A 16,457-nucleotide genomic window follows, 5' to 3' on the forward strand; every position below is an offset into this window, starting at 1 on the left:
ATAAAGCTAGACAGAATCCCTGAGAACATCTCGCTAATAGTCTCTGTATCATTGGTCAAGCGGGAAACGATAGAGCCTGCTGGAGTTTTGTCAAAGTAAGACATACCTAGTTTCTCCATATTGGCAAAGGCATCTCGGCGAATATCCCTGACAATACTGTAGGACACACGCGCAAAAAAGAGATTTCCCAAATACTGGACTAGCGTCTGTAAGAGATAAAGACCATAGTAACCAATCAGAATCAAGCTTGCCGCCTGATTCATATCATGCAGATAGTGGTCGATAAAATAAGAGGCCACAAGGGGAATGATACTCTTGATAACCGTAGTGGACAAGAGGAAGGCCAAAGCTAGAAAGGTCAAGAATTTGTAAGGCTTGAGATAAGTCAAGAGACGCTTAAACACAGACCATTGGTTTTGATTAGGCATCAACTTCTCCTCCTTCCATTTCTAACTGTTGAGACTCATAGGTCTTGGCATACCAACCACCCTGAGCTAGTAAGTCCTCATGACGGCCCCGTTCAATGATACGACCATTTTGCATGACTAAGATGAGGTCAGCGTGCACTACCGCACTAAGACGATGGGCGGTAATGATCGTCGTCTTGTCCTTGCGGGTATGCTTGAGATTATCAAAAATGGCATGTTCTGTCTTGGCATCAACCGCAGATAAGGAGTCGTCCAAAATCAAAATATCTGGATCCAAAATCATGGCACGACTCATGGCCAGACGTTGTTTTTGACCACCTGATAGGCTGACACCCTTTTCACCAATGATTGTTTCAAAGCCTTCAGGCATAGCCTTGATATCCTCATAAACTTGAGCCAACTTAGTCGCTTCTTCCACCTTTTCAAAGGCGAGTTCAGGATTACCAAAGCGGACATTGTCTAAAATTGAACTGGCAAAGAGAAACTGGTCTTGAGGAACATAGCCCATCAAGCTACGCAAGTCTGATAGGCGATAGTCTCGGATATCATGTCCATTTAAATAGATGGCTCCTTGATTGACATCGTGCTCCCGCAAGAGCAACTTGACAAGAGCCGTCTTTCCTGAACCAGTCTGCCCAACCAAACCAAGGGTTTGGCCCTTGTCCAAGGTGAAATGAATATCTCTCAAAGTATCCTCATCCTCAAAAGCAAAGCGGTCAATCGCATATTCTAAACGACCATTTTCAATGCTTGGGAGAGGATGAGCAGGATCTTGAACATCTGATTCCTGCTCCAGAAGATTTTCAATACGTTGGTAGGATACATTTCCCCTCTGTGTGATATTAAAGAGAAAGCCAATGGCCATCAAAGGCCAAACCAACATATCCAAATAGGTAATGAAGGTTACTAAATTTCCGACCGTTATCTGATTAGTCTGAATCATAAAGGCCCCGACAAGAAGGGTTAAAACATAAGATGAGCCAACAAAGAGCAAGACCAAAGGATCAAAAAGGCTGTCATACTTCATGGTATGCATATTCTTTTTAAAAGTCATCTTATTGGTCTCTTGGAAGGACTGAAGCTCAGCCTCCTGATAGCCAAAAGACTTGGTTACCTTGATCCCTGATACCGACTCCTGAACCTTATTATTAAGTTCTGAAAAGGCTGCCTGGGATTCACCAAAAGCTTTATGGGTCTTGCGTCCCAAACGACTAGTCGCAAAAGCCATGAAGGGTAGGGGTAAGACAGCCAACAGGGTCATCTGCCAGGAAATGCTGAAGAACATGGTGATTAAGGTTACCAAGGCTGTGATAGACGCATCTACGGCTGACATGACACCCCCACCAGCCAAGCGGGTTAAGGAGTTGATATCATTAGTTGCATGAGCCATGAGGTCCCCTGTTCGGTACTTTTGATAAAAAGAAGGCGACATCTTGGTAAAATGCTCAAAAAGGCGTGACCTCATAATCTGACCCAAGCGATAAGAGGTCGCTAAGATATACATGCGCCAAACATAGCGCAAATAGTACATCCCCAAAGCTGCCAAAAGCAAATAAACGAGATTCAAAAGCAAGATCTGATTGGTCAATTTTCCCGATGTGATAGCATCAATGACCCGCCCCATAACCATAGGAGGAATCAGATTGAGAACCGAAACCAGACTCAGTGCCAAAATCCCAACAATATACCGGCGTTTTTCTAACTTGAAAAACCACCAAAGTTTTGCAATGATTGATTCTTTAAAAGACAAGTTACTCCTCCTATCCTTACAAATGGTTAATAATAGACCTCGTATAAGTCTCGTATGATAAGGTTACTTCCAATAGCGATAGATTGTGCCATCTTCTAACTGAAAGTGACCAATATAAGATAACTTCCCAAAATCAGTAGACTCTGGCAATTGATAAGCAAAGGAATCAAAATTATAGACCTTGTGCCCATCATCCATAGAGTAGCTATCCTTATCATGGATAACGGATTCATCTTTCTTAGGGTTCCAAATGCGTCTGATTTCATCAGATGTCTTATACTCTCTGACAAAATTGTACAATTCAAAGTTAGTTGCCTCACTGAGATAGCGACCATCGGTGTTGTAGTTAGCTAATTGAGGCTCTCTCTTAGCCTCAGAATAATTCCAAACCTGTCCTCTTTCTCGCATGATATCGGCATCACGGCCACTTTGATAGGTATCTGCCTTAACCATCGTCATTGTTACTCCTAACGTTAATACGGTGACTACTGTCATCATTAAATGTTTCATTATTTCTCCAAACGTGTTTATTCATTTTTCCCTCTTTTGAATGTGTTGTATTTGTATGATAGAAAATAAGTGAAACCTGAGACGCGTAAGCTCCCAGGTTTTTTACTCTTTAAAATGCGTTTGAATCAGTTTCACAAGGAGGCGGTAGGCAGCTAATGCCAGCAAACCTCCTAAAGTATTGGTCCATAAATCATCTAACTCAAAGACACGATTAGCATCAATGAGAAGGTCTAGAATGACTTGTCCAACCTCAATCGTCAAAGACATGACAAAGGTCGCTAAAAGGACCTTTTTCCAAGACCTGAATCTGGGGTACAAGGCTAAAAGCCCTAAAATCAGCGGACTCAGTAAGAAAATGTTGGTCACATTTTGCCCAAGGACAAAGACAATCTCCTTAAGACTATCCAGCTGATAAAAGTTGGTCAAACTATTGAATGGGGTTAATAGGACCACAACACGACCAAAATGTTGAATACCAGGGGTGTCAACACCTTCAACTAGCCCGTACTGGGGTGTCCAACACAGGAGCACTAAACAAAGGAGATAAGTATAGACCAAAACTCGGCTTAGCTTTCTTCCTTTTGGTGTTAGTTCTCCATCCTTATCTACCCAAGTCTTAAGCCGAAACATCTTACTTACCTTCTGATTTACCAGAAGCTTCTGCCACTGCTTTTTGACGGTCGCGTTTCATAGTGTTTGAACGCAATTGTCCACAAGCAGCATCGATATCTGTACCGTGCTCTTGACGAACCACACAGTTAACCCCATTTTTCTTAAGCACATCGTAGAAGGCCGCCACACGTTCTTTAGTTGAACGGCTATATTGATCGTGCTCTGATACTGGGTTATATGGAATCAAGTTGATGTATGACAACTTACGGATTTTCTTAGTCAAATCAGCCAACTCTTGTGCATTTTCAGGATGGTCATTGACCTCATTAAGCATGATATACTCAAAAGTTACACGACGGTTGGTTGTTTGGATGTAATACTCGATAGCTTCAAAGAGTTTTTCAAGTGGGAATGAGCGGTTGATACGCATGATGCTTGAACGAAGGTCATTGTTAGGCGCGTGAAGTGATACGGCAAGGTTAACTTGAACACCTTCGTTAGCAAATTCCTTGATTTTTGGTGCCAAACCAGATGTTGATACGGTAATGTGACGCGCTCCAATGGCAAGACCATTATCATTGTTAATGGTACGCAAGAAACGAAGCACATTGTCATAGTTATCAAATGGCTCACCGATACCCATAACAACCACGTGGCTTACACGTTCACCGTCGCCACGATCGTCAAAGTATTTTTGTACCAACATGATTTGCGCCACAATCTCACCAGCAGTCAAGTCACGTTGTTTCTTAATCAAACCACTGGCACAGAAAGTACAACCGATGTTACATCCAACCTGGGTTGTCACACAGACAGACAAACCATAGTGTTGACGCATCAAAACCGTCTCAATCAACATACCATCTGGCAATTCAAAAAGATATTTAACGGTACCATCTTTAGATTCTTGAACGATACGTTGTTTCAATGGGTTCACACAGAAATTCTCATTCAATTTAGCAATGAAATCCTTAGAAATGTTAGTCATTTCTTCGAAAGATTGCACACGCTTCTTGTAGAGCCAATCCCAAATTTGAGTAGCACGGAATTTCTTTTCACCGTGTTCCATAGCCCAATCAATCAACTCGTCACGAGTAAGACCATAAATAGAAGGTTTGTAGCCTTCCATATCCTCTAACTTCTGACGTTTACGGCGTTCTGGTTTTGCTTGTGTTGTTACTTCTGACATAGTTTAATTTCCTTTTTTTCTGATTGTGAAATGCTGACCATCTGACTTGGTCTGGCTTTGTTTCTTCGATGGGGTGTTTTGACCTTTAGATTTTGGAGCTTGCTTCTGACTCTTCTTGAAGTTAGGCTTACGCTCACGACCACCGTCCTCGGATCTAGATTTGAACTTAGGGCGACGCTTGATTTTCTCAAAGCTTGGACCCTCTTGATCCCTATCTCTTCGTTTGGACTTGTCTGGCTTTTGCTTAGCAGAAGCTTTTTGTCCTTTATTCTTTTGAGAAGCATTGCGCTCTCTAGATTCCTGAGAAGCATTACGACGATTATTAGAACGACGGCGCTTGCGACGAGGTTCTGTCTCCTCTTCAAAGACGATTAATTGCGGCTCTTCATTTTTCAAAATAAAGTAGGCGCAACCAAAGGCACAGTATTCACGCAAATACTCCGACAATCGGCTAATGCGGTCTGTCTTACGCGTATTAGGGCGCTCGTCCTCGTAAAATCCCTTAAGGCGAAGCTGATCATTGGACCAGTCCCCAACGATATAATCATACTTGAGCATGATTTCAGAAAAACGTTGCCCAAAGCGGGTAGCGTCTAAAGCATCCTTGTGATTTTCAAGAACTGTAAACTGACAGGCATCTGATTTCAGAAGATCAGCCACATACACAAAGTCTGGCCCTGGATATTTATTATAATTAAACATTTCTGGCAAGATTTCTTTACGCATGTGCCATCCTTTCTGCTCTCTCTTATTTTCTATCATGATGCTGTAATAAAGTCTCTATATCTTATCCCAATTGGCACCATTTTTTCCTAAATACTTGGCCACAAGTTCCCTTAACAAATCTGGAAAAAGAAGAGTAACTTCCTTTTCCTTAATTGTAGGAAAGTAAGAAGCAAAGTAGTACTGGTCCACAAGGACCAAACTAAACTTCTCATTGGAATCTACAACCCTTCTATTATACAACAAATTACCGTTTTTGTAAGCAAAATTCCCCGTGATTACTTCACCAAATGTCTTCCCTCTAAATCCCATACCTTTAATAGCTTGATTTTTAAGGAGTTCAGCCTTAGTAAAAACTTCCTGACAGATTTCTTTGAGCTCTTGTCCTGTCACGACTAGACGAGCCATCCGCATCTGATGAGGAAGGGCTTCTTGCAGGTCTGCCATGGTCACTTGAGGACCCAAAGTCTTCATGATGAGTCCAGTATTTAAAAGCGTTAATTGGCTATGAGTCTCCTGACAAACAGCCTGCAAAACCAATTGACAGGTCTCATCAAAATCTAGTTCTCGACCTAGATTAGCTACTTTTTTCTGAGCTAAACGACGATGGCCTTCCTCACGCATAGCCTTGATAAAGGCTTCGTCCTCCTTGTCTAAATCCAAGATGTAGGACTTGGTGGGGATAGCCTCAATCTGACACTCTATCAATTGCCCATTTTTCACAGTAAGGTCAATACAGCCAAGATAATAACCATATCTGTCAGCAGCTGCTAAATAGGTTTCATTGACTAATTTGCCCTCTTCAAAAAGGTGATGCGTGTGGCTTCCGATGACAAGATTTACCTGTGGATAAGTCTCTGCAATCTGCTCATCATAACGTACACCTAGGTGGCTAAGAACGACGACTATATCTGCATCCCTTACCTCGGGACGAGCCAAATCCTCTTCCAACCGAGCCATAGGCTCTAACACTTGCCAACCGTTGGGAGCATAGGTGATGTAATATGGGAAGGTATAGGCCAAGAAAGCAATGTTTGTACCTGCTTTAGTTTTGTGGATAAGATAGGGCTTAGCCCATTCAGGTTGTCTCCCCTCATCCTTGAGATTTCCTATGATCGGCTGAAACTTAGCCTGCTCATAAAGACAGTCTAGCTCCTCCTTGGCCAGACCAATCCCCTCATTATTTCCAATAGTCGCATAGTCTATCCCCAACTCATTCATCAGGGCTACATTAAAACGCCCGGCTGTCGCATCAGATAAGGGATGGGACTTATCCACATTGTCCCCAAGATCTACCTTGATCAACTCTCTATCTGTCTGACTCAAATCATCCACAGCTCGCTTGAGTTGTGGATACTGTTCAAAATGAGAGTGTAAATCATTGATATGAAGAATTCGAATCGTGTCTTTCATGACTCCTATTGTAGCACTTTTGCTATAAAAAAACTTGACAATCATTTTGCCAAGTTTTTACATGCTATTTTTCAAACAGGAAGGTATTCCTAGTTAACTTTCTTTTTAACATATTCTTCTGCGAGATGATAGACGTCATCTGCTAGGGATATACTGACATAGATGCACACAATTGAGAAAATTTCTCCTCTAAAGTGTTGCCAAGCAAAGAATATAAGCCCATAAATTAGTAGCGCAAGTACTATTTGGCCAAAAAATTGACTCAGTAATCGCCTAATAACGACAAATAAGTCCATAAGTAATCCCATCTTTAATACCATAACCAATACCCTTTAAGGCTGCACCTTGCCAAGTACCTGTTTGAATACCACCTTTAATGGCTCCTCCAACAGCCCCGACGCCTACGGCAGCTGTAGCTCCCCAAAAACTACATGCTCCACCCTTAACAGTAGAAAGATCTTCGGAATTAAGTGAGTTAAAATTGTTAATGATTTGTGTCGTCATTAAAACAACCTCCTTTAAAATATTTTTTAGCCTTTTCTCAAAAGCTATGATTGTATTATAGATAGAAAGCCAACAAAAAAGTAGTGACATAAATGTCACTACCTGATTTTGAGAGTTGACTCAACTAATAACCTCAAACTTACACATTATTTTACTTTAAACGGAAAGCTTCTTAAAAATGGCTGTGATAAAACTATTTAAAATCTGTCATAGTTTCAGTTCTTAAGACAGCCAATTATTTTGCGAGTGTAGTGAGCATATACTGAGACTTGTCACTGTGATAATGACGACTAAGACTTTGTAGTCATAAGCGTTGGGAAGTTTTGAGACCTTAGGCTCAAAAGAAAAATATATCTTCAAACTAAATAAGGTCTTTTGAGTTTCCAAAAAGTTTGATAATAATCAAAAAAGCTGAAACACTTTGGTTTCAACCTCTTGAATTTTTAAATTAAAATTTGCTCTCACCTAGAAGCCAATACTTAGAAACTTTGCTTCTTAGCTTTACGCTCAGCACGTCCCTTAGCACGGTTAGCTGCACGGCGTTCACGTTTGCGTTTTTCGTCAACCTTCCACTGAATTTTCTTCTTGTAGCCAGGCTTGATTTTTTTCTTTTTCTTCTTAACCAAACCAATCATTTCCGTATCAAGTTTTTGATAGGCTTTTTCACGGTTGGCACGACGGTCACGGTCATAGGTATCTTGAAACTCGCCGTCCTTATAGACTTTCGGCTCAAAGGTAATCCCCATCTTTTCAAGCTCACGAATATCTGAGTCATCACTTGGTTGATAGAGGGTGATGGCTGTTCCTGACAAGCCATTACGTCCAGTACGTCCCACACGGTGAACAAAAAAGGACAAGTCTTGAGGGATGGCGTCATTGATTACATGGCTAACCCCTTCAATGTCAATCCCACGCGCTGCAAGGTCAGTCGCTACTATATACTCAAACTCAAGCTTCTTAACTTGATTCATGATACGTTTACGTTCACGTGGTGGAATACCGCCGTGAATTTTGGCAACCTTAAGACCATTTGACACTAGGTAACTGTGCAAATCGTCAGCACGTTCCTTGGTATTAACGAAAATCATTGCTAGATAAGGCTGCATCCCCTTAAGCATCTCAAGAATCTGTTCATTCTTGTTGCGACCCTTGGTAGATACCAACCAGTTATCAATAGTATCCGCAATAACTGTTGAAGTTTTGATTTGTTCCATGACTGGATTGGTCAAATACTTCTTCAAGAATGGTTGCAATTTTTGAGGAATGGTTGCTGAGAAGACCAAAATTTGAACTTCCTTAGGTAGACTTGCCGCAATCTTGTCTACAGTATCCAAGAATCCCATATCCATGGTCATATCAGCTTCGTCAACAACAAAGGTATGGGCCTTGTGAATAGCCAAGTCCCCAGACTTAACTAGGTCATAAATACGACCTGGTGTCCCAATAACAATATGAGGTTGTGCTACCTTGAGTTTCTCAATCTGACGTTGCTTGTCTGTACCACCCACATAATTGACTACACGAATTTCAGTCTCAGAGTGTTTGGCAATTTGTTTTGTCGCTTGGTAAATTTGTGTAGCCAATTCACGTGATGGTGCTGTAATAACAACCTGAACATCACCACTCTTTGGATTTAGTTTCTCAAAAATTGGCAAGAGGAAGGTATGTGTCTTCCCTGAACCCGTCTTTGATTCACCAACCAAATCACGACCTGAACGGACTACAGGAATCAATTTCTGTTGAACAGGTGTTGGCTCCTTAAACTTAATCTCGTCAAGAGCCTCCTGAATAAATGTTTTAAAATTAAAATCTTTAAATGACATGTTTACTTCTTCTTTTCTATCTAGTATATCCCTATCATTATAACAGAAAAAGAGCATTTCTGCTCTTTTCATTTATTTCATAACGTTTCCAAGAACCATCCAAAGGGTAATGGCACTTGCAAGTGCTCCAACTGTCCAAAGGAAAGCATCAACCTTCCACTCTGACCATTTGTCACCCTTACCTGAAAGACCACCCAACTCGAGGTGATGGTGGAATGGTGTCATACGGAAAATACGACGACCTTCACCATACTTACGCTTAGTGTATTTGAAATAGCTGACCTGTAGCATGACAGAAGCTGTCTCAAAGACATAAACCACACCAATCAAGAGTAGGGTCCACTCTACACGTAGGGCAATAGAGATAACCGCAAGCATAGCTCCAAGTGACAAGGAACCGACATCTCCCATAAAGACCTTGGCTGGCTTGTGGTTAAAGACGAAGAAGCCAAGAAGTGCCCCAATCATAGTGATAATGATAGTCAAGATAGCGAACTCACCCTTGACAAAAGCGATAATTCCATAGGCAATCAAGCTGATAACCACAGAGATAGAAGCTAAACCATCAATACCGTCTGTCAAGTTCACAGCATTTGAGAAACCGACAATCCAGAATAGGACAAAGAGAACATAAAAGACACCGAGATGAATGGTTAATCCACCAATAGCTAGGCTATCTGTCCCACTAGGGAGTACGTGGATAAAGTAGAAAAGCAAACCCGCAATAATCTGCAAGGCCATCTTTTGCCAAGGTTTAAGTCCCTCATTGATTTGACGGAAAATCTTAAGGAAATCATCAAGGAAGCCGATGATTCCATAAATCAAAATTACAAAGAGAATCCCTACTGTAGCACCATAGGCTTGGTGGCCCTCGCTAAAGACGTGGAAGTTAAAAATCAAGCTAACCAAGATGGCAACCACTAGGAAGACTGTCCCTCCCATAGTTGGTGTTCCAGCCTTAGCCAAATGCTGCTTCACATCTTCATGCATTTGTTGGCCACCGATTTTCTTGATTTTGTAGTAAGTAATAAAGTGAGGCATGGCGAGCACCGTCAACACAAAGGCGGCCACACCTGCTATCAGACTCATAGTCATCTTAGTCTCCTAAAGTAATGGTAATCTTCTTGGTTTTAGACAGGGCTTTTCCTGCCGCAACACTTTGTTTGGTAACAGTCCCTGACTTGCCACCCTTATAAGTAACTTTAATGCCTTTCCATTTGGCAAAGGTTTCAACGTTCTTCTTGGTCCAACCATACATGTCTGGAAGTTCTGTGAAATCATTGGTCATGATAAGAATCTGTTCATTAGCCTTGATATTGGCTTTGGCATCTACAGAAACCTTCTCAATCTTATCACCAACACCCAGAACAATCGGATGAATCAAGTTTTGACGAAGGGTGTTAGCTGTCTCGCCCGGACTCTTACCGATAATATCGCCGGTTTGATAGCTCGTTTCCTCGGTCTTTTCACTACCTTCAGACACAGAAGTATCTAGGGTGTCTCCCATAGACATGGCTTCTTCCAAAACCGGGTTAACCACAGTTGCATAAAAATTATTATCCCAAGTCTTAGGCTCCTGTACAGTCACATACATGATATATTCTGGATTATCTGTAGGTACCATGGCTACAACTGAATTGAGGGTTTCATTGGAACCAACTTTGTAGGTCCCAGTCTTCTCATCAGCAACCTGAGCCGTTCCAGACTTAACTGAAACATCATAATTGCCAACTTGGATAATAGGTGACCCTTCAGATTTATTGTAAAGGGTACCGAACTCTGGATCTGTACCAACGGAAATCATATAGTTACGCGTTTCAGAGGCAGCCTGCTTAGAAACTGGCTTACCGATAACTTCCTTCTTCGCTGTACGAACTGTGCCTTGGTTAGTATCGGCAACTTGTTTGATAAATTGAGGTTCTAGCATTATACCATTGTTTGAAATAGCGGTAAAGGCTCGAAGCATCTGCACCTGAGTCACCGAAATCCCTTGTCCGAAGGACGATTGAGCTATATTAACAGAGTTTCGAGAGACAACCCCTGAAGATTCACCGACCATCCCAAAACGGGTTGGAAGACCAAATTTGTAAAGAGATAAGTAGCTAGACCAAACCTTGTCTCCCATCTCTTGTTCCAGCATGGTCATACCAACGTTACTTGAATAAGAGAAGCCTTGGGCAAATGACATGGTACGACCTGTTGAGATACCTTCATTGATTGACCAGTCATTAATTTCAACGTCGTCAACCTTAATACCATTAGCATTACTATAGGTCGTATTCGGGTTAAAGCTTCCATTGTTAATAGCAGCTGACAAGAGCATGACCTTCATGGTTGATCCAGGCTCATACTGAGCTTCGTAAAGACGGTTAACCCAATCATAGTTTTTCTTAGCCTGTCCCTCAAGAGTATCAGAATTATAGGTCGGACGTTGTGTCGTTGCAAGAATCTCACCTGTCTTAGCATTAACAACTGTCGCTGAAGCATTGACACCTTGCGTCTGCTCCATAAAGGTATCCATCTGCGTTTCTAAGAAGGTTTGGAGAGGCGCTGACAAGGTTGTATAGATGTTCTTACCATCGATAGCTTCCTTGGTAATGGTTTCCGTACCTAGAAGCGTATTACCGTTTTTATCCTTTTCATAGATGGCCTCTCCATCTGTTCCAGTCAAGAGGCTATTGAGCGAGCGCTCCAAACCAGTTTGACCAATTAAAGAATATGAGCCGTCTTTTTTATTTTCAACAGCTTCGGCACGACCAAGAAACTCTGACGCGAAGGTTCCATTAGGGTACATTCGTGACGTTGTTGCTTCAAAGGCCATCCCCTTAATTCCCGCATCTTTAAAGGCTTTTTCTAGTTCTTCTTTAACAGAGTAGGTAATTCCCTTCCCCTTTAGCCCAAAGGAAACCTGGTAGGCACCCTTAGTACGCAATTGGGCCAAGGAATCACTCTTTTCAATTCCTAGCTTATCCTTTAAAATATCAGCAACCTTGTCAAACTGACTATCTTGGACATAGAGTTTTTCTTGAGTCGCTGACACATAACTGGTCGACACGATAGCGTAAATGGCATAACTGGTTGAATCCTCAGCCAAAACATTTCCATTTCGGTCGTAAATCGTCCCACGCTTGGCAGCCACCGTGGTCTTAGTGTTATAAGATTTAGCAGCCTGGGTAGACAAATCGACACCAAACTTACTGTCTGTCCCGATAATCACCACAAAGTTGATAATAAAGACGAAAAAGATAAAGATGCTGAGAACCATAAGGTTCTGACCAACGTGCTGTCGATTCTGGGCTGGCTTTCGCCTATCCCTAACGACATAGTTTAGAAATAAATGTTTAAGTTTTCTTAATCTGTTCATTGGTTACTTCACACTCTTAATACTATCGTTATTAATAGACAGGCCTGCCTTATTAGCAATCTCTTTAATACGGTCAGAGTTTGTCAACTCATTAACCGCCTGCTTTGCATTATTAAGCTCTGTTTTTTCATCACTAATCTTGCTATTAAGGTCTGTGATTTGTTGCTTGATAGCCTGATTACGCCCTTGTAAAAATACAACTGCAATACTCATCACAATAGCTGTCAAAACAATTGCCGAATAGAAGGCCTTTTCCATACGCGTCATAAAACGAATATGGTTTCTAATGGCTCTATTGACAATCTGATGTTCCTTATTTTCCATAATTATTTCCTGATTTTTTTAGCCACACGCAATTTAGCAGAATGTGAGCGGTTATTAGCTTCTAATTCTTCCTGACTAGGTAGGATTGGCTTACGATTAACTAAGGCTACCTTAGGTTGGAGGTCTTCAGGAATAAAGGGCAGACCTTTAGGCACATCTACCGTACTGGCTTCCTTGAAAAGCTGTTTAGTCAATCGATCCTCCAAAGAATGGAAGGTAATCACCGAAATACGACCATCTACAGCAAGTAAATCCAAGGCCTCTTGAATAGACTCATCTGCAGCACCAAGCTCATCGTTCACTTCGATACGAATAGCTTGGAAAATTTGCTTGGCTGGGTGACCTTTTTTCTTCAGTTCCTTAGCAGGCTTAGCCGATTTAATGATTTCCGCCAGTTCCGTCGTGGTCTCAATTGGTTTAACCTGACGGGCCTGTTCAATCTTACGTGCAATTTGTTTAGAGAACTTGTCCTCACCATACTTGAAGAAAATGCGCACCAAATCGTTGTAAGGATAGGTATTGACCACATCATAAGCGGTCAGACTCGCCTCCTCATTCATACGCATATCTAGCTTGGCATCCTGTTTATAGGAGAAACCACGCTCACGCTCATCCAACTGTGGGCTAGAGACACCCAAGTCATAGAGAATGCCATCAATTTCAGACACCCCCAAGGCTTCAAGGTTGGACTTGAGATTACGGAAATTATCCTTGATGAAAGTCACCATACCCTTATCAATATAGTCCTTGAGACGCACTTGAGCATTATCAATAGCCTTTTGGTCCTGATCAAAGCAGTACAAATGACCCTTTTCAGATAATTGCGACAAAAGATAAGACGAATGTCCTGCGCCACCCAAGGTCGCATCAACATAGATGCCATCGGGCTTGATATCAAGCATATCAACAGTTTCGTGTAAAAGAACGGTTACATGGTGAAATTCATTAGTCATAACTTTTATTATAGCACAAGAATAGAGAAATTGTCTCGTTCTGTAAGTTGACAGGATAGTAAAAGAGCCAGACCCGAGGCCTAACTCTTTAGTTACTATATCATCTGATAAGATTAATCCACTCTGTAAAAATAGCTTTCCTCAGATGGCACTCCATTCGTCGCTAGAATACGGTCCTTACTGTTATCTCCCGCATCACTTGCATCACTAACTCCCTTAGGACAAAGCTGAATTGGAGTATTCCCAACTGGACTAGAATCAACATAAGTTAAGGTATATATACCAGACACATACTGATTCGGTGAGACTTTGTCGATAGGATAAGTATAGCCCCAGAAATCCAACTGTCCATCCGAAGTAATGATGATGGTCTTTCCATTTGAAGATTTCCATGTTCCTACAGCTGATTTGTAATTGCCATTTTTGAGCTCATCAGGCTTAAGAGCTGATGAACTTGTTGGCGTTTGTGACGCTGTGCTAGAGCTACTAGTAGAGGCGCTGCTCAGGTCCTTCCAACCCCAATTAGAGAGATCAACCTTGTCTGCACCCGAATCACTGTCATCTTTTACAAGAGACTGGCCATCACTACTAAAGTGGTAGCCAGAACCTCCACCAGCCATAGCACCAGCACTACCATAGTAGCTAAAGGTGTCATCCATGAGGTAGGCCAATGTCATACGCTCACCCAACATGCCCAGTTGTGGACCTTCTGTCAGACGAATCACCTGACCACTATCCTTAGAGATAGTGTAAATATCCGTAATCACATGTTCTTTAAAGAGTTTACCTGGCTTAAAAGCAAGAATCAACTCATCAACACCATTACCATCCAAATCACGATAAGTATAGACCGTTGAGGCAGGACTTGTTTGAGAATTAGCATAGGTCACAATGAGAGAATTAAGTGAGGCATCCGTTTGGTTGTTGGCCACGGCCGTTTGGTACTTACTAATGATGCTATCATAGGCAGAGGTATCTACCTTTTTCTCCTGACTAGAGCTTGAGCTATTACTCGTGCTAGAGCTTTCACTACTACTTGATTGTGACTGCTCTACTGATGAAGATGAAGTCGTCGAAATCATGTCATTTTGCTGGTTTGAACAAGCTGCTAATAGGACTAAACTAGATAATCCTGTCACTAATGCTAAAACTTTATTTTTCATTTCTAATCCTAAATTCCTTTTCTCTAACCCTTATTCTGTTGTTCCAGAGCTAACATCTGCGCTGTAGGCAGGTACTGTATAGCTTGAAGACTCACTATGTGACTCTGTATAAGTTGTTGGTGGCACATAGTTATACTGGGGCGCTTGATAAGCCTCTTGTGCTGAAGAAGGCGTTGGCGCCGATGCTACCGCAGGAGTTGAGCTTGCTTCTGTCTGACTAGCTGCTTCTACCGTTGAGCTTGCTGACGATGATTCGCTTGAAGACTCACTTGAAGTTGAAGAAGATGACGACGAACTTGAGCTCGATGACTTGGATGAAGCCTTGGGTTTGCTTGATGATGATTGCTTAGTCCCCACCTTAACTTGGACCTTAGCATGATTCTGCGCAGGTTGCAAAAAGACGATAGCCAGAGCCAAAAGGATAGCTGGTAGGGTAAATGTCAAAATAAGGTAACGTTTTTCTTTCAAGTGACGAAATAGTTTCATAAGTTATTCACATTTCTTAAATTATATTTTAGTATTGATTAGTCTCAGATAAGATTATATCAGAAATATTAAAATGTGCAACATTAACATAAAACTTTTTTGACATTAGAAAAACCAACTCAAAGAGTTGGTTGATTGTCATTATTGCTGTGGGTTATCGACGTTGTTCAATGGCACTTCTACTTCTGTTGGTTGACATAGTAAAAAAATAAGGATAAAAATACCGACAAATGGGATTAAAGGAATAAAAATATATGCCCAATGATAGCCAGCATCACGTAAACGACGAACCGTTACAGCAATACCAGGTAAAACCGCAGCAACACCATAGGCAAAAAAGATAAGTAGTAAAATAACACCAATAGTAAATAAATCGCTTGATCCTGTTTCAGAATCCATTCTTTCAAACACTGCTAGGAGCAAATAAGAAGCAAAGAAAATCAATACATGTGCCGAATATGCAAACCAGTAATCCGAGGGTGTTGAACGGCCCTTAAAATCAACATAGCCCTTCCAAAATTTTTTGTAGGCTTCAATCATAATAAAATCCCCCTTTTTTATGTTACTCTCAGTATAACAAGAGAAAAGGAGCTTGACAAATCAACTAAAAAACAGCCTAGCAAGGCTGTTAAGTCATTATTATTGCTGTGGATTATTGAAGTTATTGAAGTTATTGAATGGATACTCAACCTTAGTTGGTTTACACAACAACACAATTAAGATAATACCACCTACAAATGGGATAAATGCAACAAAAATATACGGCCAATTGTAGCCAGCATCACGCAAACGACGAACAGTTACAGCAATACCAGGTAAACACGCAGCAATACCATAGGCAAAAAAGATAAGTAGTAGGATAAGTGAAATAACAGCTAAAAAGCTTGAATCAGTTGCACCTGCAATTCCTCCAAATACTGCTAACAACACATAAAAAGCAACGACAGTTAACATATTTGCCAAATATGCAAACCAGTAATCTGAACGTGTTGAACGTCCCTCAAAATCTACGTAGCCCTTCCAAAACTTCTTATAAGCTTCGATCATAATAAAATCTCCTCATTTTTTGATAATACTACTATACCAAAAGACCGGTCTTCTGGCAAATTGACTAAGGAGCAGCCTATAAGGCTTTTTTAACTTTTTGTTATTTAAAATAAATTTGACAGATAATATAAAATAGATTAGAATAATTGCATAACTATAATAATTGAT

The 16,457-nt window shown here is 41.2% G+C and carries 17 protein-coding genes; all 17 read right to left on the reverse strand.

Features of this window, described 5'->3' with window-relative positions:
* Nucleotides 1–428 (reverse strand): ABC transporter transmembrane domain-containing protein (locus tag O3670_RS08075; RefSeq protein ID WP_371595987.1); only part of this gene is annotated, 428 nt, incomplete at its 3' end.
* On the reverse strand, nucleotides 421–2,178 hold the full coding sequence (locus tag O3670_RS08080; RefSeq protein WP_037602514.1) for an ABC transporter ATP-binding protein: 1,758 nt from the start codon (nucleotides 2,176–2,178) through the stop codon (nucleotides 421–423). The genes O3670_RS08075 and O3670_RS08080, both read right to left, overlap by 8 nt.
* A 63-nt stretch (nucleotides 2,179–2,241) precedes the next feature.
* Entirely contained in the window at nucleotides 2,242–2,637 is a 396-nt protein-coding gene (locus tag O3670_RS08085; RefSeq protein WP_014634994.1) for a hypothetical protein, read from the reverse strand.
* Nucleotides 2,638–2,790: 153 nt separating this feature from the next.
* The gene (locus O3670_RS08090; protein WP_014634995.1) at nucleotides 2,791–3,318 is read right to left on the reverse strand and encodes a VanZ family protein; all 528 of its coding nucleotides are present in this window, start codon (nucleotides 3,316–3,318) and stop codon (nucleotides 2,791–2,793) included.
* A gap of 1 nt (nucleotide 3,319) precedes the next feature.
* The gene (gene rlmN / locus O3670_RS08095) at nucleotides 3,320–4,429 is read right to left on the reverse strand and encodes a dual-specificity RNA methyltransferase RlmN (RefSeq protein WP_096832658.1); all 1,110 of its coding nucleotides are present in this window, start codon (nucleotides 4,427–4,429) and stop codon (nucleotides 3,320–3,322) included.
* 63 nt (nucleotides 4,430–4,492) lie between these two features.
* A complete protein-coding gene (locus O3670_RS08100; protein WP_048790202.1) occupies nucleotides 4,493–5,215 on the reverse strand; it encodes a YutD family protein in 723 nt (240 codons plus the stop codon).
* Between the two features lie 54 nt (nucleotides 5,216–5,269).
* Nucleotides 5,270–6,625 carry a bifunctional metallophosphatase/5'-nucleotidase gene (locus O3670_RS08105; RefSeq protein ID WP_227039368.1) on the reverse strand — a complete coding sequence of 452 codons (1,356 nt, stop codon included), beginning with the start codon at nucleotides 6,623–6,625 and terminating at the stop codon, nucleotides 5,270–5,272.
* 273 nt (nucleotides 6,626–6,898) lie between these two features.
* The gene (locus O3670_RS08110) at nucleotides 6,899–7,129 is read right to left on the reverse strand and encodes a Blp family class II bacteriocin (RefSeq protein ID WP_002884558.1); all 231 of its coding nucleotides are present in this window, start codon (nucleotides 7,127–7,129) and stop codon (nucleotides 6,899–6,901) included.
* A 479-nt stretch (nucleotides 7,130–7,608) separates the two neighbouring features.
* Nucleotides 7,609–8,952, reverse strand: a complete 1,344-nt coding sequence (locus O3670_RS08115) for a DEAD/DEAH box helicase (RefSeq protein ID WP_060971666.1) — start codon at nucleotides 8,950–8,952, stop codon at nucleotides 7,609–7,611.
* A 72-nt stretch (nucleotides 8,953–9,024) separates the two neighbouring features.
* Nucleotides 9,025–10,047 (reverse strand): phospho-N-acetylmuramoyl-pentapeptide-transferase, encoded by a 1,023-nt coding sequence (gene mraY, locus O3670_RS08120; RefSeq protein WP_002891748.1) that lies wholly within the window; start codon nucleotides 10,045–10,047, stop codon nucleotides 9,025–9,027.
* A gap of 1 nt (nucleotide 10,048) precedes the next feature.
* Nucleotides 10,049–12,316 (reverse strand): penicillin-binding protein PBP2X, encoded by a 2,268-nt coding sequence (pbp2x, locus tag O3670_RS08125; protein ID WP_110981240.1) that lies wholly within the window; start codon nucleotides 12,314–12,316, stop codon nucleotides 10,049–10,051.
* A gap of 3 nt (nucleotides 12,317–12,319) precedes the next feature.
* Nucleotides 12,320–12,640, reverse strand: a complete 321-nt coding sequence (gene ftsL / locus O3670_RS08130) for a cell division protein FtsL (RefSeq protein ID WP_002891750.1) — start codon at nucleotides 12,638–12,640, stop codon at nucleotides 12,320–12,322.
* 2 nt (nucleotides 12,641–12,642) lie between these two features.
* On the reverse strand, nucleotides 12,643–13,593 hold the full coding sequence (gene rsmH / locus O3670_RS08135; RefSeq protein WP_002888254.1) for a 16S rRNA (cytosine(1402)-N(4))-methyltransferase RsmH: 951 nt from the start codon (nucleotides 13,591–13,593) through the stop codon (nucleotides 12,643–12,645).
* A gap of 113 nt (nucleotides 13,594–13,706) precedes the next feature.
* Nucleotides 13,707–14,756 (reverse strand): DUF6287 domain-containing protein, encoded by a 1,050-nt coding sequence (locus tag O3670_RS08140; RefSeq protein WP_142246488.1) that lies wholly within the window; start codon nucleotides 14,754–14,756, stop codon nucleotides 13,707–13,709.
* Nucleotides 14,757–14,786: 30 nt separating this feature from the next.
* Nucleotides 14,787–15,242 (reverse strand): Wzz/FepE/Etk N-terminal domain-containing protein, encoded by a 456-nt coding sequence (locus O3670_RS08145; RefSeq protein WP_073686181.1) that lies wholly within the window; start codon nucleotides 15,240–15,242, stop codon nucleotides 14,787–14,789.
* A 141-nt stretch (nucleotides 15,243–15,383) separates the two neighbouring features.
* Nucleotides 15,384–15,782 carry a DUF805 domain-containing protein gene (locus tag O3670_RS08150; RefSeq protein ID WP_084869549.1) on the reverse strand — a complete coding sequence of 133 codons (399 nt, stop codon included), beginning with the start codon at nucleotides 15,780–15,782 and terminating at the stop codon, nucleotides 15,384–15,386.
* A gap of 99 nt (nucleotides 15,783–15,881) precedes the next feature.
* Nucleotides 15,882–16,289 (reverse strand): DUF805 domain-containing protein, encoded by a 408-nt coding sequence (locus O3670_RS08155; RefSeq protein WP_064523919.1) that lies wholly within the window; start codon nucleotides 16,287–16,289, stop codon nucleotides 15,882–15,884.
* Nucleotides 16,290–16,457 lie beyond the last annotated feature (168 nt).

The sequence above is a fragment of the Streptococcus sp. 27098_8_74 genome (genome assembly GCF_041431705.1).
In the GTDB taxonomy this organism is placed as follows: domain Bacteria; phylum Bacillota; class Bacilli; order Lactobacillales; family Streptococcaceae; genus Streptococcus; species Streptococcus salivarius_E.